The organism is Azospirillum agricola, from assembly GCF_020005195.1.
Taxonomy (GTDB): Bacteria; Pseudomonadota; Alphaproteobacteria; order Azospirillales; family Azospirillaceae; genus Azospirillum; species Azospirillum agricola.
In genome coordinates, this window is the sequence record NZ_JAIFZR010000005.1 from 1,474,732 (window position 1) to 1,494,665 (window position 19,934).

At 69.1% G+C, this 19,934-nt stretch carries 18 protein-coding genes and 2 tRNA genes; 10 read left to right on the forward strand and 10 right to left on the reverse strand.

The window, feature by feature from the left end; genetic code table 11:
• The first annotated feature begins 32 nt into the window (after window positions 1-32).
• Both JN22_RS21995 and JN22_RS22000 read left to right on the forward strand, forming a co-directional pair.
• Window positions 33-791, forward strand: coding sequence for a capsid assembly protein (locus tag JN22_RS21995; RefSeq protein WP_085555950.1), 759 nt, complete (start codon window positions 33-35; stop codon window positions 789-791).
• A 212-nt stretch (window positions 792-1,003) separates the two neighbouring features.
• Window positions 1,004-3,328, forward strand: a complete 2,325-nt coding sequence (locus JN22_RS22000) for an EAL domain-containing protein (protein ID WP_085555951.1) — start codon at window positions 1,004-1,006, stop codon at window positions 3,326-3,328.
• Here the strand turns inward: JN22_RS22000 and JN22_RS22005 are convergent, their stop codons facing one another.
• Window positions 3,329-3,856 carry a metallophosphoesterase family protein gene (locus JN22_RS22005; protein WP_085555952.1) on the reverse strand — a complete coding sequence of 176 codons (528 nt, stop codon included), beginning with the start codon at window positions 3,854-3,856 and terminating at the stop codon, window positions 3,329-3,331.
• Between the two features lie 61 nt (window positions 3,857-3,917).
• Window positions 3,918-4,154, reverse strand: a complete 237-nt coding sequence (locus JN22_RS22010) for a DUF4170 domain-containing protein (protein WP_085555953.1) — start codon at window positions 4,152-4,154, stop codon at window positions 3,918-3,920.
• A 210-nt stretch (window positions 4,155-4,364) separates the two neighbouring features.
• Here JN22_RS22010 and JN22_RS22015 point away from each other — a divergent pair, with 210 nt between their 5' ends.
• Window positions 4,365-5,054 (forward strand): cytochrome b/b6 domain-containing protein, encoded by a 690-nt coding sequence (locus JN22_RS22015; protein WP_085555954.1) that lies wholly within the window; start codon window positions 4,365-4,367, stop codon window positions 5,052-5,054.
• Window positions 5,055-5,267: 213 nt separating this feature from the next.
• The gene (locus tag JN22_RS22020; protein ID WP_085557288.1) at window positions 5,268-6,326 is read left to right on the forward strand and encodes a cytochrome-c peroxidase; all 1,059 of its coding nucleotides are present in this window, start codon (window positions 5,268-5,270) and stop codon (window positions 6,324-6,326) included.
• Between the two features lie 247 nt (window positions 6,327-6,573).
• On the opposite strand, the gene JN22_RS22025 is transcribed toward JN22_RS22020, so the two are convergent.
• Window positions 6,574-7,005 (reverse strand): c-type cytochrome, encoded by a 432-nt coding sequence (locus JN22_RS22025; RefSeq protein WP_085555955.1) that lies wholly within the window; start codon window positions 7,003-7,005, stop codon window positions 6,574-6,576.
• A gap of 271 nt (window positions 7,006-7,276) precedes the next feature.
• Between JN22_RS22025 and JN22_RS22030 the strand changes: the two genes are divergently transcribed.
• A complete protein-coding gene (locus JN22_RS22030) occupies window positions 7,277-8,482 on the forward strand; it encodes an aspartate transaminase (protein ID WP_085555956.1) in 1,206 nt (401 codons plus the stop codon).
• Window positions 8,483-8,671: 189 nt separating this feature from the next.
• Window positions 8,672-9,634, forward strand: a complete 963-nt coding sequence (ppk2, locus tag JN22_RS22035) for a polyphosphate kinase 2 (protein WP_211099680.1) — start codon at window positions 8,672-8,674, stop codon at window positions 9,632-9,634.
• Window positions 9,635-9,748: 114 nt separating this feature from the next.
• Here ppk2 and JN22_RS22040 read toward each other — a convergent pair whose 3' ends face one another.
• Window positions 9,749-11,788, reverse strand: coding sequence for an elongation factor G (locus JN22_RS22040; protein WP_085555957.1), 2,040 nt, complete (start codon window positions 11,786-11,788; stop codon window positions 9,749-9,751).
• Window positions 11,789-12,452: 664 nt separating this feature from the next.
• On the opposite strand from JN22_RS22040, the gene JN22_RS22045 reads away from it, so the two are divergent.
• From JN22_RS22045 to JN22_RS22060, 4 genes are all read left to right on the forward strand, one after another.
• Window positions 12,453-12,917: a cache domain-containing protein gene (locus JN22_RS22045; RefSeq protein WP_085555958.1), complete on the forward strand. Its 465-nt coding sequence runs from the start codon at window positions 12,453-12,455 to the stop codon at window positions 12,915-12,917.
• A gap of 47 nt (window positions 12,918-12,964) precedes the next feature.
• Window positions 12,965-14,677, forward strand: coding sequence for a methyl-accepting chemotaxis protein (locus JN22_RS22050; protein ID WP_085555959.1), 1,713 nt, complete (start codon window positions 12,965-12,967; stop codon window positions 14,675-14,677).
• A gap of 103 nt (window positions 14,678-14,780) precedes the next feature.
• Window positions 14,781-15,248 carry a Dps family protein gene (locus tag JN22_RS22055; protein WP_085555960.1) on the forward strand — a complete coding sequence of 156 codons (468 nt, stop codon included), beginning with the start codon at window positions 14,781-14,783 and terminating at the stop codon, window positions 15,246-15,248.
• 184 nt (window positions 15,249-15,432) lie between these two features.
• Window positions 15,433-16,029, forward strand: a complete 597-nt coding sequence (locus JN22_RS22060) for a hypothetical protein (protein WP_085555961.1) — start codon at window positions 15,433-15,435, stop codon at window positions 16,027-16,029.
• Between the two features lie 93 nt (window positions 16,030-16,122).
• Here JN22_RS22060 and ahcY read toward each other — a convergent pair whose 3' ends face one another.
• From ahcY to JN22_RS22090, 6 genes are all read right to left on the reverse strand, one after another.
• On the reverse strand, window positions 16,123-17,424 hold the full coding sequence (gene ahcY / locus JN22_RS22065; RefSeq protein ID WP_085555962.1) for an adenosylhomocysteinase: 1,302 nt from the start codon (window positions 17,422-17,424) through the stop codon (window positions 16,123-16,125).
• A gap of 201 nt (window positions 17,425-17,625) precedes the next feature.
• Entirely contained in the window at window positions 17,626-17,844 is a 219-nt protein-coding gene (locus JN22_RS22070) for a hypothetical protein (protein ID WP_085555963.1), read from the reverse strand.
• Between the two features lie 83 nt (window positions 17,845-17,927).
• The gene (locus JN22_RS22075; RefSeq protein ID WP_085555964.1) at window positions 17,928-18,158 is read right to left on the reverse strand and encodes a hypothetical protein; all 231 of its coding nucleotides are present in this window, start codon (window positions 18,156-18,158) and stop codon (window positions 17,928-17,930) included.
• Between the two features lie 57 nt (window positions 18,159-18,215).
• Window positions 18,216-19,247, reverse strand: a complete 1,032-nt coding sequence (locus tag JN22_RS22080) for a DUF4142 domain-containing protein (RefSeq protein ID WP_085555965.1) — start codon at window positions 19,245-19,247, stop codon at window positions 18,216-18,218.
• 215 nt (window positions 19,248-19,462) lie between these two features.
• Window positions 19,463-19,537 (reverse strand) — tRNA-Val (locus tag JN22_RS22085).
• 206 nt (window positions 19,538-19,743) lie between these two features.
• Window positions 19,744-19,818, reverse strand: a tRNA-Val gene (locus tag JN22_RS22090).
• Window positions 19,819-19,934: the final 116 nt, after the last annotated feature.

The window sequence follows — 19,934 nt, forward strand, 5'->3', positions numbered from 1 at the left end:
CTTCCTGTGTTTCATCCTTCCGGGAGTATCCGATGGCCGACAATCTGCTGACCTCGCCCCTGTCCGGTTCCGAGCCGCCGCCGCCGGTGCCCGGGAAATTCCGTGACCCGAAGACCGGCGCCGTCCGTGTGGACGCTCTGCTGAAATCCTATCTGGAGCTGGAGCGCCGCCTGTCCGCCGCTCCGCCCGAGGTTCCGGGCCCGGCGCCCTTCGATCCGGCCTCCTTCGATCCGGCGGCGCTCGACCCGGTCCAACTCCGCCGCGCGCTGGGGGCGCCGGACGCGCCGGAGGGGTACTGCATCGCCTGCGACCATGGCCTGTTCGAACCCGACGCCGAGATCAACGGCCGCCTGTTCGAGGCCGGTTACACCCCTGCCCAGGCGCAGCTCCTCTACGACCTCGCCGCCGAGCGGATGATGCCGCTGATCCAGCGTCTCGCCGCCGAGTTTCAGGCCGAACGCGAGGTCGAGCGGCTGGTCGCCCGCTTCGGCGGCGAGGAGAAATGGCGCGAGGTGTCGCGCCAGCTCCTGGCCTGGGCGGGCCGGAATCTGCCGCCGGCGGCCGTCGAGGGGCTGTCGACCACCTATGAAGGCGTGATGGCGCTGCACGCGATGATGTCGGGAACCGAGCCGGCGGCCCTGTCGATGCCGGCCGGGCGCGCGCCGGGTGGCGACGGCGAGGCCGACCTGCGGACGCTGATGCGCGACCCCCGCTATTGGCGGGACCGCGACCCGTCGGTGATCGCCCGCGTCACCGACGGCTTCCAGCGCCTCTATCCGGGCCGGGGGTGAGTGACCGGCCGGCGCCCTGTCCCCCGCCACCCGCTGCCGCCAGCACGCGAGGCAAAGCGCCGCACCTCCGCTTCATGGTTGCATTGGACAGCCTGCCGGTGCGTGTGCGAAGAAAAATACGATTGCGCGTTTGAAATGAAAACGCCAACCTGCCGGCCACGCAGGAAACCGTTCGTGAAGCGAACGGTCATGGGGGGCGACGCCGAATTCGCATGACGCTGCGCCGCAAGATACGATGGCTGACCTGGGTCGGCCTGATCGGCTGCCTGATGGCGGCGATCCCCGCGCTGTATCTGCTGCGTCATGGCCTGATCGCCGAGCGCGAGCGGATGACCGGGGCGCTGGTCGAATCCTCGCACACCATGCTGAGCGATCTGGATGCCGCGGTGCGGGCCGGATCGGTCCCGCGCGACGACGCGCAGGCGCAGGCGCGGCTGGCGTTGCGGGCGCTGGCCGGCGACCCCTTCCATGTCGCGGTCTTCACCGACGGGATCGTCCCGCCGGGCTGGCCGCCGATCGAGCACGCGGTCGTCGCCCAGGTCCGTTTCGAGCCCTGGGGCTGGGCGGTGGCGGCGGCGGGCGACACCGACGACCTCGACCGCGCCTTCGCGGTCGAGGCCTTCGCCTTCGTGCTGTTCCTGTCGGTGCTGCTGGCGCTGAGCTGGCCCTTGTCGATGTTTCTCTCGCAGAACGTCGTCGGCCCGATCGAGGCGCTGTCCACCCGCATGCGCCTGCTGACCGAGGGGCGCACCGACATCGACATTCCCGGCCGCAACCGCCGCGACGAATTCGGCTCGATGGCCCGCGCCATGGAGTTCTTCCGGCGGTCCGCCGGCGCGCTGATCGAGCGCGACGCCCGGCTGGCCGGCATCATGAACAACGTCGGCGAGGCGATCCTGCTGACCGACGAGCAGGGCCGCATCGTCGAGCACAACCCGGCCGCCCTCGTTCTGTTCGGCCGGACGGTGGAGGGGCTGCACGGCCAGCCGCTGGACGCCCTGTTCATCGAGGCCGACCGGCCGCGCGTGCGGGCGCTGCTGGCGGCGGACGCGCCCGCCGGTCCGCCGATCCGCGCCGAGGCGCTGGGAATCGAACGCGGGGACGGGCGGGTCGACGCCTCGCTCGGCCTCTCGCCGCTGGTGGTGCAGGGGCGGCACGGCTTCGTCTGCACGCTTGCCGACATGACCCAGCGCCTGCGCCACGAGCGCGAGCTGATGCGGCTGGCCACCCGCGACCGGCTGACCGGCCTGCCCAACCGCGCCATGATCGAGACGCTGCTGGAAACGGCGGTCGGGCGCTGCCGGAGGCCGCGCCTGCTCGGCCAGCCGGAAGGCGGTCATCTCGCCGTGCTTTGTCTCGACCTGTCGCGCTTCAAGCTGGTGACCGACACGCTGGGCCACGAGGCCGGCGACGAGCTGCTGCTGGAGGTGGCGCGGCGCATCGCCGCCGCCGTCCGGCCCGCCGACACGGTCGGCCGCATCGGCACCGACGATTTCGCCATCATCCTGGAGGAGATCGCGGACGCGAAGGAGGCCGCCGCCCTCGCCGACCGCATCCTGGAGGCGTTCGACGTTCCGGTGACGCTGGTCGGCAACGAGCATTACGTCCGCCCCTCCATCGGCATCGCGCTCTACCCCGACCACACCGAGGAGCCGCACGAGTTGATCCGCGCCGCCGACACCGCGCTCTACGCCGCCAAGCGGCAGGGCGGCCGGCGTCACGCCTTCTTCCGCAAGGAGCTGGCCGATCAGGCCCGGCGCCATCTGGCGCTCGACGGCGACCTGCGCTCGGCGCTCGCCAACCAGCAGTTCCGGCTGCATTATCAGCCGAAGGTCTCGCTGGTCGATTTCTCGCTGGAGGGCTTCGAGGCGCTGCTGCGCTGGGACAAGCCGGGGCAGGGCATGATCCCGCCCGGCGAGTTCATCCCGGTGGCCGAGGAGACCGGCTTCATCGTCCCGCTCGGCGACTGGGTGCTGGACGAGGCCTGCCGGCAGCAGCGCGTCTGGCTCGACGCCGGGGTGGAGCCGGTGCCGGTGGCGGTCAACATCTCGCCCCGCCACCTGCGCCACCGCACCGCCGAGGATTTCCGCCGCATCGTCGACCGCCACCGCGTGCCGCCCGAACTGATCGAGCTGGAGATCACCGAAGGGGCGGTGATGCAGGATCTCGACCACGCCCTGGCGGTGCTGGGCGCGCTGAAGGCGATGGGCATCCGGGTGGCGGTGGATGATTTCGGCACCGGCCATTCCTCGCTCAGCTACCTGAAGCGGCTGCCGATCACCACCCTGAAGATCGACCGCTCCTTCATCAACGGCGTGCCGCTGGAGCGCGAGGACACCGGCATCGTCTCCACCATCATCGCCATGGCCGACATGCTCGGGCTCGACGTGGTGGCGGAAGGGGTGGAGAAGACCGAGCAGGCCAATTTCCTGCGCCACAAGAACTGCAATCTGGTCCAGGGCTGGCTGACCGGCCGCCCGATGCCGGCCGACGCGGCGTGCGACCTGCTGGCCAAGCGGCTCAAGGAACCGGCCTGATCAGGGCGCCGGCGTGGCCGCCTGCCTGGCGCGGCGGCGCGGGGCGGCCAGTTCGGCCAGCGTGACCGGCCGGAAGTTCCAGACATCGACGCCGACGTCGATCTGGCGGGGCAGCCCCTTCAATTGGCCGTGGCTGTGGCCGTGCAGGTTCAGCGCCTTCCTGTGCATGCCGTTCCAGGTGCGGAACGGGTAGTGGCACAGCACCAGCGCGGTGCCGTCGAGGGTCAGTTCGGCGTAATGCCGGACGCTGGCCCAGCCGGGCAGGGCCAATGTGGCGGGGCCGTCGTTGTTGCCGGCGACCAGATGCTTGACGCCGTTCAGGCCGCGAAGCCGCTCCGCCATGGCGTCGGCGGCCAGGTGCAGGGCGAAGTCGCCGAGGTGCCAGACCTCGTCATCGGGGCCGACCACGGCGTTCCAGTTGGCCGCCATCGCCGCGTCCATGGCGGCGGTCGTCTCGAAGGGACGTCGGAACCGGCCGCGCGCGCCGCCATGCCCGAAATGCGTGTCGCTGGTGAAGAAGACGGTCATCGGCGGACTTCAACGCCCTGGAGCGGGCAGGGTTCCCGCTCCAGGGCGCCGCGGCCGTCGCTCAATGCTTGTGGTCGCCCGCCGCCGGGTCGAGGAAGCGGTGCATGTGGACGATGTAGTAGCGGGTGTGGGCGTCGTCGATGGTCTGCCCGGTGGCGCCGCGCCACGCCTTGTAGGCTTCGTCGTAGTTCGGGAAGATGCCGACGATGTGCAGCTTGGACGGATCGACGAACTGGTCGGAATCCGGACGCACGAGTTCGCCGCCGAACACGAGGTGGAGAAGCTGTTTGTCGGGCATGGTCAGGGTCCTTCGGACAGGGGTCTCGGGGCGCCCGTTCGGGCTGATGCTTCGCACTCTCATATCCGCCGTCCCTGCGCGTCATCAAGCCTGTTGACAGGACATTCGACCTTTGCCACCACCAAACCGGCGGCTTTTTCAGGACGAGCCTCAAAAAATCCCAGGACCAGCCCCAGATGAGGGGCGCCCAAACACAGCGAGGATCGAGCGATGGCAAGTGGTCATACCGCGACTCGGGAGAAACTCACCCGCGACGTTCGGGTCTGGGACCTGCCGACCCGCCTGTTTCATTGGTCGCTGGTGCTGCTGGTGACGGTCGCGGTGGTGTCCGCGAAGATGGATATGCTGTCGATTCATATGTTGGCGGGGGAAACAATTCTGGCGTTGGTGCTCTTCCGCCTGGTCTGGGGGGTGATCGGCAGCCAGACGGCCCGCTTCGCCGATTTCGTGAAGGGGCCGCGCGCCATCCTCGCCTACCTCGCCGGATCGCGGGGCGGGGCGGCCCCGGCCACGCTGGGGCACAACCCGCTGGGCGCCCTGATGGTGGTGGCGCTGCTGCTGGCGCTGGCGGTGCAGGCCGGCAGCGGCCTGTTCACCAGCGACGACATCCTGGTCGACGGGCCGCTGGTGCCGCTGGCCTCCAGCGGCGCGGTGGCGACGCTCGGCACGCTGCACCGGCTGCTCGCCGACGGCATCCTGATCCTGGTCGGGCTGCATGTGCTGGCGGTCTTGGGCTATCTGCTGGTGAAGAAGGACAACCTGATTCGTCCGATGATCACCGGCTGCAAGCGGGTCGAGGGGGTGGTCGCCGAGCCGCGCCGGGCCTCGCCGGCGCTGGCGCTCGCCATCCTGGCGGCAACGGGTGGCCTGGTCGCGCTGGTCTTGCGGTCGGTGGCCTGAGGGCGCCTGCCAGGGGTCCATCGGCGCGGTTTTTGCCATTACAGATTGTCTGCGACAATGCGCGCCCAGCGGTTGCCGACGGACAAGATTAGAATGGCTCCAGATTGCTCCGCTTCAACAATGACGCAGCGCCGACCCAGGATCAATCGACCCTCGCCCGGTCGAAACGCCGGAGCTTGGGTGCAGGTCGGCCGCGCCGGGGGACATCCGACCATGACACACACTCTCAGGGCTCTGGCCGTAGGCACCGTGTCTGCCATCGGCGCTCTGCTGATCGCGGGGAGCGCGCTCGCCGCCGACCCGCTGATGGAGCGCGCCCGCGAACTGTTCAAGCCGCTTCCCGCCTCGATCCCCGTGGTGAAGGACAACGCCGTCACCCGCGAGAAGATCGAGCTGGGCAAGATGCTGTTCTTCGAACCGCGCCTGTCGGCCAGCGGCATCTTCTCCTGCAATTCCTGCCATAATCTGGGGTTGGGCGGCGTCGACGGGCTCGAGACCTCGGTCGGCCATGGCTGGCAGAAGGGCCCGCGCAACTCCCCGACCGTGCTGAACGCGGTGCTGAACGTCGCCCAGTTCTGGGACGGCCGCGCCGAGGATCTGAAGGCCCAGGCCAAGGGGCCGATCCAGGCCGGCGTCGAGATGAACAGCACGCCCGACCGCGTGATGGCGGTGCTGACCAGCATCCCGGCCTACACCGCCAGGTTCGCCGACGCCTTCCCCAACGAGAAGCAGCCGGTCACCTTCGACAACGTCGCCAAGGCGATCGAGGCGTTCGAGGCGACCCTGACCACCCCGGCCGCCCCCTTCGACCAGTTCCTGGAGGGCAAGGCCGACGCGCTGACCGACGCCCAGAAGGCCGGCCTGACCCTGTTCATGGACAAGGGCTGCTCGGCCTGCCACAACGGCGTCAACGTCGGCGGCCAGGACTACTTCCCGTTCGGCGTCGTCGAGAAGCCGGGCGCCGAGATCCTGCCACCGGGCGACAAGGGCCGCTTCACCGTCACCAAGACGGCGGACGACGAGTATGTGTTCCGCTCGCCGACCCTGCGCAACGTGGCGCTGACCGCGCCCTACTTCCACTCCGGCAAGGTGTGGGATCTGCGTCAGGCGGTGGCGGTGATGGGATCGAGCCAGCTCGGCGCCAAGCTGAGCGAGCAGGAGATCGATCAGATCACCGCCTTCCTGCACTCCCTGACCGGCCAGCAGCCGCGCGTCGAATACCCGCTGCTGCCGGCCAGCCTGCCGGCGACCCCGCAGCCGATGCTGCGCTGAGAAGACGCGCCGGGACGGTCCGCCTTTCTTCGAGCCACGTCATGACCGGGCTTGGCCCGGTCATCCACGGGCGCGCTTGCCCGGGTGCATGGGAGGCTTGCGCGTGGATGCCCGGCTCAAGGCCGGGCATGACGGACGGGGGCAGGGAGCGGGTGTCCAAGGGCGTCTCTCGACATGAAAAAAGCCCCTCTTCCAGTTGGGAGAGGGGCTTTTTCAAAACACCCGTCCGGTTCGGACGGATCCGCCGTCAGTCGGCGCGGTAGCGCTGGTGGCAGGCCTTGCAGGTGTCGGCCAGCGCCGCGAAGGCCTGGCCGGTCGCGGCCTTGTCGCCGGTGGCGGCGGCGGCGGACAGCGCCTTGCCGGCGTTCTCGGCGTCCTTGGCCTTGGCGGTGAAGTCCGGGAAGTTGGCCCAGATGACTTCCTTGGCGCCGGTCTTGCCCTTGTCGGAGCCGGCGGGGAACAGGCTGGGAATGGTGGCGGCGAAGGCCTCGATGCGCTGCCCGACCGGGGCGACGGCGGCGACATCGCCCTTGCCCAGCGCGTCCTTGATCTCGCCCATCGCCTTCTTGTAGTCGCTGAAGCCGGCTTGGCGGGCCTTGATGACATCCTGCTGCGCCAGGGCGGCGCCGCCGGTCAGGACGAGCGCGGCGGTGGCCGCGATCACGATACGGGACAGCATGACGGTTCTTGAACCCCTCTCTCGGTGGAAGTACCCCCCACAGGGACGTTACACATGGGGTTGTGCTTTCTGTCAAGAAAGGGCGGTTTTCACGAATTTTTCCGCTTAAATCCGTTCGCGTGGCAAACAAAGCGACGCGCCGCCACGCTGCGGACCGGCCGCTCGGCCTTGCAACGCCGTTGGAGCGGAAGTAAGGTCCCGCGTCGCGCGCCTCCCGCGCGCGCAGGCCATCCGGCACCTTGTCACCACAGCCCTGAGGGGGCCCATCGCCATGTCGATTCTCGCGTCCCGCCTGTCCCGCATCAAGCCGTCGCCGACCATCGCCGTGACCAACAAAGCCCGCGAGCTGAAAGCGGCCGGTCGCGACGTCATCGGCCTGGGTGCCGGCGAGCCGGACTTCGACACCCCCGACAACATCAAGGCCGCCGCGATCAAGGCGATCGAGAGCGGCGACACCAAATACACCGCCGTCGACGGCACGCCCGCGCTGAAGAAGGCGATCTGCGCCAAGTTCGAGCGCGAGAACGGCCTGACCTACACGCCCGACCAGATCTCGGTCGGCGTCGGCGGCAAGCAGGTGCTGTTCAACGCCCTGATGGCGACGGTGAATCCCGGCGACGAGGTCATCATCCCGGCGCCCTACTGGGTCAGCTATCCGGACATGGTCGAGCTGGCGGAAGGCACCCCGGTGTCGGTCTCCTGCCCGGCCGAGCAGGGCTTCAAGCTCCAGCCCGCCGACCTGGAAGCCGCGATCACGCCGAAGACCAAGTGGCTGATCCTGAACTCGCCGTCGAACCCGTCGGGTGCCGCCTACACGCGCGCGGAGATGAAGGCGCTGACCGACGTGCTGGTGAAGCACCCGCATGTCTGGATCATGACCGACGACATGTATGAGCACCTGCTGTACGACGGCCTGGAGTTCGTCACCCCGGCCCAGGTCGAGCCGAAGCTGTACGACCGCACGCTGACGGTGAACGGCGTGTCGAAGTCCTACTCGATGACCGGCTGGCGCATCGGCTACGCCGGCGGCCCGAAGGAGCTGATCAAGGCGATGGGCGCGATCCAGAGCCAGTCGACCTCCAACCCGACCTCGATCAGCCAGGCCGCCGCCGTCGAGGCGCTGAACGGCCCGCAGGACTTCATCAAGGAGCGCGCGGAGGTGTTCCGCCAGCGCCGCGATCTGGTCGTGTCGATGCTGAACCAGGCGACCGGGCTGCACTGCCCGAAGCCGGAAGGCGCCTTCTACGTCTACCCGTCCTGCGCGGGCACGATCGGCAAGAAGACCCCCGAGGGCAAGGTGATCGAGACCGACGAGGATTTCGTCACCTACCTGCTGGAGGCCGAGGGCGTCGCGGTGGTCCAGGGTTCGGCCTTCGGCCTCGCCCCGCACTTCCGCATCTCCTACGCGACCTCGACGGAAGCGCTGGAGGAGGCGTGCAAGCGCATCCAGCGCGCCTGCGGCAACCTGCGGGACTGAGGTCCGGCGGCATCGCCGACGGACGGTGAAAAGGGGAAGGGCCGGCGCGCAAGCGCCGGCCCTTTTCCATTGCGGGATCCGGCCGGGCCCCCGGTCACTTCGTCGCGGTGCCCGCGCGGGCGGTTGCCTGACGCGGCGGCTTCTCCTAGCGTTGGTTGGTTGGGAAAACGATACGCAAGGGACGCTGCGATGGACGAGGTCAAGACGGCTGGCGGAGCCGAGGCGCAGGACATGCCGAAGAGGAAGCGGAAGGCGCCGAAGCTGAAGGACCTCGGACTCGGCGTGCCGGCCACCGGCGGCGAGGTGCTGCGCGACGCCAAGGAGGCCGCCGCCATCGAGGCCCACTGGCGCGATCTGGGCGACGCCAAGCCGCCGAAGGGCGGCGGGAAGCTCAAATACGTCGACGAGTTGGCCCGGTTGCAGTTCGAGCTGATCAAGCTTCAGGAGTGGGTGCGGGTCAACGGCCTGAAGGTGTGCGTGCTGTTCGAGGGGCGCGACGCCGCCGGCAAGGGCGGCGTCATCAAGCGCATCACCGAAAGCCTCAACCCGCGCGTCTGCCGGATCGTGGCGCTCGGAACGCCGACCGAGAAGGAGCGCGGGCAGTGGTACTTCCAGCGCTACGCGGCGCAGCTTCCCGCCAAGGGCGAGATCGTGCTGTTCGACCGCAGCTGGTACAACCGCGCTGGCGTCGAGCGGGTCATGGGCTTCTGCACCGACGGGGAGTACCAGGAGTTCCTGCGCGCCTGCCCGCAGTTCGAGGAGATGCTGGTCCGCTCCGGCATCATCCTGGTCAAATACTGGTTCTCGGTCAGCGACGAGGAGCAGGAGAAGCGCTTCACCGAGCGGATGCGCAACCCGATCAAGCGCTGGAAGCTCAGCCCGATGGACCTCGAATCCCGCAAGCACTGGGTCGAGTATTCCAAGGCCAAGGACGCCATGCTGGAGCACACCGACAAGAAATTGACGCCCTGGTACATCGTCGACGCCGACGACAAGAAGAAGGCGCGGCTGAACTGCATCCATCACCTGCTTCAGCAAATTCCCTACCAGGACATCGCCCCGGTGGAGCTGGAACTGCCGCCGCGGCAGGGCGACGACGGCTACAAGCGGCCGAAGAAGTCGAAGCAGAACTGGGTGCCGGAGATCTACTGAGGGCGGTTCGGTCATTCCCCTCCGCCCCACCGGTGGAACGGGCGCAGGCGCCAGGAAGCCCTTCTCCCGCAGGGGGAGAGGGGCTTTTCGGTACCTAGGCGCGGAACGGGACCCTCACTGCGCGGCCAGCGTCTCGCGGCGGATTTCGACCGCCCGGTCGGCGGCCTTGCCGGCGACCTCCTGGAGGCGTTCGAAGACCCATTGGTAGGTGCCGACGCCGAGCGACAGCGAGCGCAGCTCGACGATCAGATCCTGCATCTCGGCCTGCGGGATCAGCGCCTTGACCTCGTCCCAGCCGGCCCAGCCCGGCCGGGAATCGAAGCCCAGAAGCTGGCCGCGCCGGCCGGTGACCAGACGCTGGACCTTCGGCGTGAACTCGCTGGGGGCCGCGATGGTGACGGTGAGGATCGGTTCCAGAAGCACCGGCTCGCAGTTCGGCAGGGCCTCGGCCATCGCCTGACGGGCCACCGTCTTGAAGGCCATGTCGGAACTGTCGACCGCGTGGAACTGCCCGCCGGTCAGCGTCACCGCGAAATCGACCACCGGGAAGCCGAGCGGCCCGCGCGCCGCCGCCTCGCGGATGCCGGCCTCGACCGCCGGGATGTACTGGCGGGGGATCGCCCCGCCGACCACGGAATCCTCGAACTGGATGCCCTCGCCGCGCGGCAGCGGGCGGATCGAGACGTGGATGTCGGCGAACTGGCCGTGGCCGCCGGTCTGGCGCTTGTGGCGGGCGTGGTGGGTGGTGGGTTTGCGGATGGTCTCGCGGTAGGGCACCTGCGGCGCGTGGCCCTTGACCGCGACGTTGAACTTGCCGCGCAGCCGGTCCATGGCGATGCGCAGATGGATGTCGCCCTGGCCCCACAGCACCATCTCGCCGGTGTCGGGCGACTGCTCCAGCACCAGCGAGGGATCCTCCTCGATCAGCTTCTGGAGGGCGGCGGACAGCTTGACCTCGTCGTTGCGGTTCTCGGCGTGCAGCGCCAGCCCGTGCACCGGCGCCGGCCGTTCCGGCCAGCCCTCCGGCGCGCCGAGGTTGCCCTTCTCGGTCAGCCGGTCGCCGGTCGCCGCCTTGTCGAGCCGGCCGAGCGCCACCAGATCGCCGGCCGTGGCCTGCGGCACCTTCGTGCTCTCATGCCCGAACAGGCGGAAGATGCCGGACACCCGCTCGCCGCCGAGCGTCATGCCGTCGGTCACGCTGCCCTGCCAGACCCGCGCGACGCTGAGCTTGCCGGCGTGGGAGCCGGTCTGCGTCTTGATCACCTGCACGGCGGTCGCGGCGTTGGCCGGCACGCCGGCGCGGGCGGCGGTGGTCGCGACCTCCGGCCCGTCGTGGCGCAGCGCCTTCAGCAGGCGGCGCACCCCGTTGTCGTTCTCCGCCGAGCCGAAGAAGACCGGGACGATCAGGTCGTCGGCCAGTTCGCGGGCCATCTTGTCGTAGATCTCGCCGCTGTCGGGAACCATGTCCTCCAGCAGCTTCTCCAGCAACGAATCGTCGAAGTCGGCGACCGATTCCAGCAGGGACTGGCGGGCTTCCGCCTCCTGGTCCTTCACGGTGTCGGGCAGCGCCACGAGGTTGGAGGGCTTGTGCGGGTTGAACCTGTAGGCCCGCTCGCTGACCAGATCGACCAGCCCGGTGACGGCGCCCTTCTCGCGGATCGGCACCTCGCGCAGCACCAGCTTGCGGGCCGACACCGCCTGGTAGGCGGTGACGACGTCGCGCACCCGCTGGTCGCCCAGCGCGTCGATCTTGTTGATGAACAGGATGTGGGGGATGCCGCGGTCGTCGAGGAACTTGAACAGCGGCGCGAGCAGCACCGCCTTGTCGGGCGCGGCCTCCGCGACCACGACGGCGACGTCGGCGGCCATCAGCGCGTTCTGGCTCTCGCAGGCCAGCTCGACCGAGCCGGGGCAGTCGAGGATCGACCAGCGCTCGCCGAGATATTCGAAGGAGGCCACGGTCAGCTCGGTGCTCATCGACCGGGCCTTGGCCTCGGGCGCGCTGTCGCCGACGGCGTTGCCGTCGCGGACGCTTCCCTTGCGGGCGATGGCGCCCGCGGCGGACAGCAGGCTTTCCAGCAGCGTCGTCTTGCCGGAGAGATAGGGGCCGACGAGCGCAGCGCAGCGTGCCGTCCGGATTTGGCTGTGGGGCATTCGCACCTCCCGAAAGTGTTTGGTGTTGATTGGTCCGGCCATATGGACGGGCGCGTCGACCGGTCGTGTCGCGCCGGAGCTGGCCGTCGGATGGGGGATGCCGGGCGCCGGCCTCGCGGTGGCCCGCTTCGTTCGAATCCCCTGGGGCGAGTCCTCTGCGTCGAGTCCTCCATGCCTGGCGTGGAGCGCAAAAGATCGGGCGGGCTTCGGGCGGCGGCGAAGGGAGGGGGCCGCCGGGCGGCCGTGTCCCGAGCCGGAGGGAACCCGCATGTCGATGATGTTCTTCCCGAATCGCGTGCCTGTCGATGGGAAAAAAGAGCGTCAAGACGTCACGCGCGGGTGGGGCCGGCCTCCCACGGGTTGTGCGGCCTTGTGTCGCGCGCGATCGCGCGCGGCGATGTCCGGCGGCGCACCATCCGTTAGGATGCGTTGTCCTTACTGATTTTCCCGTGGAAAGCGGCTGGTTGCCTCGGGCGATACCGTTATTGCCGCGCTGCAACGCACTGTGACCGCAACGAAATGCGGGCGACAAAATCCGGAAACCTCTTGATAGTAAATCCCGTGGAACGATGCCCGCCTGGGATGCCGGGGTGGGCGGTCCAAACAACAAGCGCCGGGCTCGCGCCGTTCGGGGCGGGCTGCAAAACTTTGGGGAAAAGCACTCATGCGCATGTGGATTCGTTTGCTGCTCGCCGGCCTGTTCGCCATCGGGATCGCCGGGGCCGCCGCCGCCCAGGACGCCAAACCCAGCCAGGAGGAGGCCAAGGCCGTTACCCTGAAGGCCGCCGACCTGATCGCCGCCAAGGGTCTGGAGGAGGCCGCCAGGAGCTTCAACGCCGAGGGCGAGTTCAAGCGCGGCGAAATCTACGTCAACGTCATCGACTTCACCGGAGTCTGGAAGGTCTACCCGCCGCGCCCGGCCGGGGTCGGGCAGAGCGTCATCAACGTCAAGGACCCGGACGGCCGCTTCATCGTCCAGGACGTGCTGGCCACGGCCAAGGACAAGGGCGAGGGCTGGGTCGAATACCGTTGGCTGAACCCGGCCACCAACAGGATCGAGCCGAAGGTCACCTACGTGAAGCGGGTGCCCGGCCAGGACCTCGTCGCCTACGTCGGCGTCTACAAGTAACGGCGCGACGGGGCGCCGCCGCGAACGGATCAAGCAAGGGGGTGGTGATGGGCGGTGGTGTCTTCGCGCGCCTGACCGGCGCGTCGGTGGCGGCGCGCGTGTTCGTGGCGCCGGTGGTCGGGATCGTGCTGACCGTGGTCGCGCTGGCGTTGGCCGACCGGCAGTCGGAACAGGCGATCACGGCGGTGGACGGCATCCACCGCTCCGCCGCCGAACGGCGCGAGCGGATCGATCGGCTGGTGTCCACCGCCTACGTCATCCACAGCGACGTGTCGCGCCATCTGGCGCTGTCGGGCTCGGGCATCGAGGACGCCAAGCTCCAGACGATGCGCGATGCCATCGCCGCCAACCTGACGGCGGCGCGCGGGCTGATCGGCGACTTGCGGGCGATGCCGCTGACCGACGCCGAGCGCGGCATGCTGGACGAGGTGACGGCGCGCGTCGGCGACTACGCCAAGGCGGTCGACGGGATGAACCAGATGGCGGCCATCGACCGGCTGATCGGCATCCCGATGATGGCCCACACCGACGACCAGTTCAACGCGCTGACCGCGCGCATCGTCGCCGTCCAGCAGGCCATCGCCCAGTCGACCGCCGAGGCGACCCAGGCGACCCGCGACGCGGCGGCCGAGGCGCGACTTCGCTTCGCCGGGGTGATGGCGCTGCTGCTGGCCGGCATGATGGCGGGCGGGCTGGTGCTGGCCCGCTCGATCACCAGCCCGCTGCGGCGCCTGTCGCGCACCACCACCGACCTCGCCGCCGGGGAACTCGAAACGGTGGTCGAGGGCGTCTGGATGAGGAACGAGATCGGCGCCATGGCCCGCGCGCTGGAGGTCTTCCAGACCAACGCCCGCGAGGTCGGGCGGCTGACCGCCGAGCAGGCCCGCCAGAAGGCGGAGGCCGAGGAGGAGAAGCGCCGCGCCATCCACGAGCTGGCCGACCTGTTCGAGGCCCGCGTCGCCGAGGTGGTTCAGCAGGTCGGGGCCGGCGCCCATCAGGTGCGCGGCAACGCCGCCGGCATGCGGGAGCGCGCCGACGGCGCCACCCGGCAGGCGGCCACCGTCGCCGCCGCCAGCCAGCAGGCCGGCATGAGCGTGCAGACCGCCGCCGCCGCGACCGAGCAGATGGCCGGGTCGATCGCCGAGATCGGCGCCCAGGTCCGCCGCTCCTTCGACATGGTGCGCGGCGCCGTGCGGGCGGTGGAGGAAACCAACGGCCATGTCGTCGGCCTGTCGGACGCGGCGGCGCGGATCGGCGAGATCGTCGGCCTCATCAACTCCATCGCGGCGCAGACCAACCTGCTGGCGCTCAACGCCACCATCGAGGCGGCGCGGGCCGGAGAGGCCGGCAAGGGATTCGCCGTGGTCGCCAGCGAGGTGAAGAACCTCGCCAACCAGACGGCGAAGGCGACGGAGGACATCGGCGCCCAGATCGCCGCCATGCAGCAGGTGACCGGGGCGGCGGTGACGGCGATCAAGGGGGTGGGGGACACGGTGGTCGGCATTGACGAGATCGTCGGCTCGATCGCCGGCGCCATGGAGCAGCAGGCCGCCGCGACCCAGGAGATCACCCGCAACGTGCAGGAGGCCGCCGCCGGCACCAGGGAGGTGTCGCAGACCATCGCCGGCGTGTCGGCCAGCGCCGGCGAGACCGGCACCGCCGCCGGCGAGGTGCTGCGCGCCGCCGAGCTGCTGGACGGTCAGGCGGTGGCGCTGAACCGCGAGGTCAAGGGCTTCATCGGGCGTTTGCGCCAGGGTTGATTTGCCTCAAGGCTGATGCGTGTGCGAACTTCGGTCGCAGGCGCTTGAAACCCGCCGCCCGGGACCAAGCTGTTGTCCCGGACAACAAGAAGGATCTCAATCCATGAAGATCGACATCGGGATTTCGGACGGTGACCGCAAGGCCATCGCCGAGGGGCTGAACAAGGTTCTGGCCGACACGTTCGCGCTCTATTTGAAGACCCATTCGTTCCACTGGAACGTGACGGGCCCCATGTTCAACACCCTGCACACCATGTTCATGACGCAGTACACCGAGCTGTGGACCGCGCTGGACGAGATCGCGGAGCGCATCCGCGCGCTCGGCCATCCGGCGCCGGGCAGCTTCTCCCAGTTCGGCGAGCTGGCCTCGATCAAGGAGGAGGCCGGGGTTCCCAAGGCGAACGACATGATCCGCCAGCTCGTCGAAGGCCACGAGGCCGCCGCCCGCACCATCCGCGCCGTCTTCCCGGCCGCCGAGAAGGCGTCCGACGAGCCGACCGCCGACCTGCTGACCCAGCGTCTGCAAATCCACGAGAAGACCGCCTGGATGCTGCGCAGCCTGCTCGAATAGCCCGCGAGGGGCGGGGAGGCTCACGCCGGCCCGTTCCCAAGCGACCGACGCCACAGGGACGCCCTCCGCCGCCGGCCTGACCGGGCGGGTGTGGCGTCCTTGTGGCGTTTTCGCCGTTTCCGGAGGAAGCACCCGTGCTTCATCTCCTTCCTTCCCAACGCCCGTTCCGTGTCACGGAGTGTCCATGCCGCCCCGCCGTCTCGTCCTCGCCGCCGGTCTGGCCGTCCTCGCCCTGTCCGCCTGCCAGAGCACGCCGCCGCGCCCGGCTCCCCGGCCCATCGATTTCTCCAACTTCGGCCCGATCGTGCTGAACGCCGGCAGCGTCGACGTGGTCAACGCCTACCGTCCGCTGGGCGGCAACCATGTCGAGGACCGCTCCGCCGTGCCCCCCGCCGAGGCGGTGCGGCGCTGGGCGTCGGAGCGCCTGCAGGCGGCGGGCGGACCCGGCCGCGTCAGCGTCGTCATCAAGGACGCCGGCATCGTCGAGGTGCCGCTGCCCCGGACGCAGGGGGTGAAGGGCTATTTCACCACCGACCAGGCCCAGCGCTACGACGGCCGCCTGGAGGTCGAGGTGTCGGGCGAGGCCCCGGACGCGACCGGTGCCGTCTTCCGCGGCATGACCAAGGCAACGGTCACCTACTCGACCACCGTGCCGGAGAACATCGCGCTGGCCGACCGCGAGGCGACCTTCCTCGACATCACCCGCCGCATGGTCGAGGATCTGAACGCCCGTCTGGACGCCGGCATCCGCCGCGATCTGGCGCCGATGGTCCGGCGGTAGGGCGCGCGCAGCCCACCCACGCCTCCAAAGAAAAAGGGCCGCCCCATCGGAGCGGCCCTTTCCCCTGACACTGGCTTCGCGGGAAGCCGGCGATCAGTAGCGGTAGTGGTCCGGCTTGTACGGGCCGGCGGTCGGCACGCTGATGTAGGCGGCCTGCTTCTCGGTGAGCGTGGTCAGCTTGGCGCCGATCTTGTCCAGATGCAGGCGGGCGACCTTCTCGTCCAGGTGCTTGGGCAGCACATAGACCTTGCGCTCGTAGGCGGCGGCGTTGGTCCACAGCTCGATCTGGGCCAGCACCTGGTTGGTGAAGCTGGCGCTCATCACGAAGCTGGGATGGCCGGTGGCGCAGCCGAGATTGACCAGACGGCCCTGGGCCAGGACGATCAGGCGCTTGCCGTCGGGGAACACGACCTCGTCGACCTGCGGCTTGACCTCTTCCCACGCGTAGTTGCGCAGGGAGTCGATCTGGATCTCGCTGTCGAAGTGGCCGATGTTGCAGACGATGGCGCGGTCCTTCATCGCGCGCATGTGGTCGAGCGTGATGACGTCGACGTTGCCGGTCGCGGTGACGAAGATGTCGCCGAGCGGCGCCGCCTCGTCCATGGTGACGACCTGGTAGCCTTCCATCGCGGCCTGGAGCGCGTTGATCGGGTCGATCTCCGTCACCATGACGCGGGCGCCCTGCGAGCGCAGCGAGGCGGCGGAGCCCTTGCCCACGTCGCCATAGCCGGCGACCACGGCGACCTTGCCGGCCATCATCACGTCGGTGGCGCGCTTGATGCCGTCGACCAGCGACTCGCGGCAGCCGTAGAGGTTGTCGAACTTCGACTTGGTGACGCTGTCGTTCACGTTGATGGCCGGAACCTTCAGCGTGCCCTTCTTCATCATCTCGTACAGGCGATGGACGCCGGTCGTCGTCTCTTCCGACAGGCCGCGGACCTCGGCCAGCATCTCCGGATACTTGTCGTGCATGATCTGGGTGACGTCGCCGCCATCGTCCAGGATCATGTTCGGGGTCCAGCCGTCAGGACCGCGCAGCGTGGCCTCGATGCACTCCCAGAACTCCTCCTCCGTCTCGCCCTTCCAGGCGAAGACCGGGATGCCGGCGGCGGCGATGGCGGCGGCGGCCTGATCCTGGGTCGAGAAGATGTTGCAGGACGACCAGCGCACGGTGGCGCCGAGCGCGGTCAGCGTCTCGATCAGCACGGCGGTCTGGATGGTCATGTGCAGGCAGCCGACGATGCGGGCGCCGGCCAGCGGCTTGGAATCACCGAACTCCGCGCGCAGAGCCATCAGGCCGGGCATCTCGGTCTCGGCGATGTTGATTTCCTTGCGGCCCCACTGGGCGAGGCTGATGTCCTTGACCTTGTAGTCGGTGAAGTCGGCGGCGGCCATGCAGGCTCTCCTGAGGGTGGGATGGAATTGCCCAGGGTGTAGCAGCGGGCACGCCGCCACGCAAGCATAAAGATATCTTTATGTTTATGGGGTAAAGGGTATCGCCGCCCGGCTCCTCCATCGGGTTTCTCCGCTGGATTCCGCCCATGAAAAAAGCGCCCCCCGAAAGGGAGGCGCCCTCTTTGAACCCGGCTTATGCCCTCACTCGTCCAGCGGACGGTTCGCGGAGTGGTCGCGGAGCTGTTCGGTCTGGACGGTCTTGCTGTCCAGGCCGCGCTCGTCGGAGTGGCGCGACTTGTCGCGGTTGGAGAGCACCATGTTCTCGCCGACCGCGCCCTCGGGAAGTTCGGTGGTCGCCCCCACGCCCGCGCTTTTGCCGTGCGCGCCGACACCGATGTGCTTCTTGCTGGCGTTCGCCATGATGACATCCTTTCTGCTGGGGAAACGGTTTTCTCGCGGCGGCGGGCGTTGCGCCCGCCACCCGTGCCGGACGGAGGCGGCCGTCAGGCCTGCCGGGGCCGCGGCGGGGCGTTGCCCCGGCTGCCCGGCTTGTCGACCCCGCCCTGGGGGTTCGTGTCGTTCTCGACGTCGCCCTCGATGGTGTTGGCGCCTTGCGCCTGCTCCAGCTCGTCCGGGGTGACGCCGGCCATCCGGGCGCCCTTCGATCCGCCGATCAGGGGGTTGTTCTTGAGGTCGGCATCGGTCGGCTGCCGGGTCTTCTCGTGCTTGGTCATGAAGCGTCTCCTTGGCTGGTCCGTCGCGGGCGCGGCATCACCCGGTGTCTCCCGGCGTCACTGCGGGGCGCGCGGTCCGTCCGCCGACGGGGCGCGGGAGCCCTGGCCGAGCGACACGGTGGTGTCCTCGTAGCGGAATTCGGGCATGGCCCTGACCTGCTCCTCGGTGATCTGGCGGGCGATGACGCGGTCCTCGCGCTCGTCGAGCAGCGCGTAGTCGAGGGCGATGTGCTTGGCGCCGATGCCGAGCACACCGCCACGGTCGAGGATGACCGCCGTGGCGCTCCCGGATTGCGCATCGAGAATGACGTCGGCGACGTCGCCGAGCTTGTCGCCGTTCTCGTCGTAGACGTTCGCGCCGATCAGCTTGGCGAGGCTGGCGCCGCTCTGCGTCTGGCGCTCGCCGGCCAGGGCGTCCCCCGGCAGCATGGTGTTGGCCTGCATCCCCTGCGTCGGGCTTGCGGCGGGTTGCTCGTCGGCCGACGCGACCTTCGGCCGCTGCTCCTGGATATGATTCAGATGCTCCTGAAGAGTCGGCAGGGTCTGCTGGGCGAACCGCTTCAGGTCGATGTCCTGGCCCTGCTCGATCTGGCGGTCGAACAGCGCGACGGCCGTGCGGTGCGCCTCGATCTGCCCCTGGACATAGGCGGAATCGAAGGCGGCCCCGGACAGTCCGTTCAGCCGGTCCAGCTTCTGCCGGTGTTCGGCGTCGAGCTGGGTGGGCAGGGTGGCCGCCTTGCGCTGGGCCAGGGCTTTCATGGCTTCGGCGGTCTTGCCGTGGTCTTCGGCCATGCGCCGGCCGAACGCCTTCACGTCGGCGTTCTGCGCCTTGTCGGCGGCCAGCCGCCCCGCCTGGATTTCGAACTGGTCGCTGATGGCGGCCTTTTCGAGGAACTGGCTGTCCTGCTGCGACAGCGGACCGCGCGACGGCGCGGCGTGGTCCTGGGTGGGTTGGCTTTGGGAGGGTTGGCTTTGGGCCAATCGGTCCTGCGCCGGCTTGCCGGCCGGCGCCGTTTGCTGGGCCATGCCGGCGGCCGGCATCGACAGAAGCAGGACCGCTGCGGTGGTGAGGGCAATATGGTGTTTCATGGGTGTCCTCTTGCTTGGCGGTCTGACCCGTTCGGCGCGTGGCGGTGCCGGGGTCTTGCCTCTTCAACCGGCGGGTGGGCATGGCGTTCCGCCGCAAGGCGCGGTGCTTCCCTTGCGGTCGCCTTCCGGCGCGTCGATGAGGATGGGGCGGCGGGTCGGTCATGGCCCGGACATGGAAAAGGCCGGCAACCCGTCGGGGTTCCGGCCTTTGGCGATGGTGGGCGCGACAGGGATCGAACCTGTGACCACTACGATGTCAACGTAGTGCTCTACCGCTGAGCTACGCGCCCATCCTGTTGCCGTCCGGTGCCGCGTCTGACGACGCTCCGTTCGGCGTGGGCGGGGTTGTACCCAGATCGGGACGGGCTGGCAAGCCCTTAAAACGCTGTGGCGTCGCCTTCCGGTCGGCGCGTCGATGAGGATGCGGTGGGACGGGTCGGGCGCGGCCCGGACATGGAAAAGGCCGGCAACCCGTCGGGGTTCCGGCCTTTGGCGATGGTGGGCGCGACAGGGATCGAACCTGTGACCACTACGATGTCAACGTAGTGCTCTACCGCTGAGCTACGCGCCCATCCTGCTGCCGTCCGGTGCCGCGTCTGGCGACGCTCCGTTCGGCGTGGGCGGGGTTGTACCCAGATCGGGACGGGCTGGCAAGCTCTTTGTGTCGTTTTTTTCCGCACAGCTGCT

Excerpts from the sequence above, each read along its gene's own strand:
- JN22_RS21995 (WP_085555950.1), top strand. The coding sequence starts at position 33 with ATGGCCGACAATCTGCTGACCTCGCCCCTGTCCGGTTCCGAGCCGCCG.
- JN22_RS22000 (WP_085555951.1), top strand. The coding sequence starts at position 1,004 with ATGACGCTGCGCCGCAAGATACGATGGCTGACCTGGGTCGGCCTGATC.
- JN22_RS22005 (WP_085555952.1), bottom strand. The coding sequence starts at position 3,856 with ATGACCGTCTTCTTCACCAGCGACACGCATTTCGGGCATGGCGGCGCG.
- JN22_RS22010 (WP_085555953.1), bottom strand. The coding sequence starts at position 4,154 with ATGCCCGACAAACAGCTTCTCCACCTCGTGTTCGGCGGCGAACTCGTG.
- JN22_RS22015 (WP_085555954.1), top strand. The coding sequence starts at position 4,365 with ATGGCAAGTGGTCATACCGCGACTCGGGAGAAACTCACCCGCGACGTT.
- JN22_RS22020 (WP_085557288.1), top strand. The coding sequence starts at position 5,268 with ATGACACACACTCTCAGGGCTCTGGCCGTAGGCACCGTGTCTGCCATC.
- JN22_RS22025 (WP_085555955.1), bottom strand. The coding sequence starts at position 7,005 with ATGCTGTCCCGTATCGTGATCGCGGCCACCGCCGCGCTCGTCCTGACC.
- JN22_RS22030 (WP_085555956.1), top strand. The coding sequence starts at position 7,277 with ATGTCGATTCTCGCGTCCCGCCTGTCCCGCATCAAGCCGTCGCCGACC.
- ppk2 (WP_211099680.1), top strand. The coding sequence starts at position 8,672 with ATGGACGAGGTCAAGACGGCTGGCGGAGCCGAGGCGCAGGACATGCCG.
- JN22_RS22040 (WP_085555957.1), bottom strand. The coding sequence starts at position 11,788 with ATGCCCCACAGCCAAATCCGGACGGCACGCTGCGCTGCGCTCGTCGGC.
- JN22_RS22045 (WP_085555958.1), top strand. The coding sequence starts at position 12,453 with ATGCGCATGTGGATTCGTTTGCTGCTCGCCGGCCTGTTCGCCATCGGG.
- JN22_RS22050 (WP_085555959.1), top strand. The coding sequence starts at position 12,965 with ATGGGCGGTGGTGTCTTCGCGCGCCTGACCGGCGCGTCGGTGGCGGCG.
- JN22_RS22055 (WP_085555960.1), top strand. The coding sequence starts at position 14,781 with ATGAAGATCGACATCGGGATTTCGGACGGTGACCGCAAGGCCATCGCC.
- JN22_RS22060 (WP_085555961.1), top strand. The coding sequence starts at position 15,433 with ATGCCGCCCCGCCGTCTCGTCCTCGCCGCCGGTCTGGCCGTCCTCGCC.
- ahcY (WP_085555962.1), bottom strand. The coding sequence starts at position 17,424 with ATGGCCGCCGCCGACTTCACCGACTACAAGGTCAAGGACATCAGCCTC.
- JN22_RS22070 (WP_085555963.1), bottom strand. The coding sequence starts at position 17,844 with ATGGCGAACGCCAGCAAGAAGCACATCGGTGTCGGCGCGCACGGCAAA.
- JN22_RS22075 (WP_085555964.1), bottom strand. The coding sequence starts at position 18,158 with ATGACCAAGCACGAGAAGACCCGGCAGCCGACCGATGCCGACCTCAAG.
- JN22_RS22080 (WP_085555965.1), bottom strand. The coding sequence starts at position 19,247 with ATGAAACACCATATTGCCCTCACCACCGCAGCGGTCCTGCTTCTGTCG.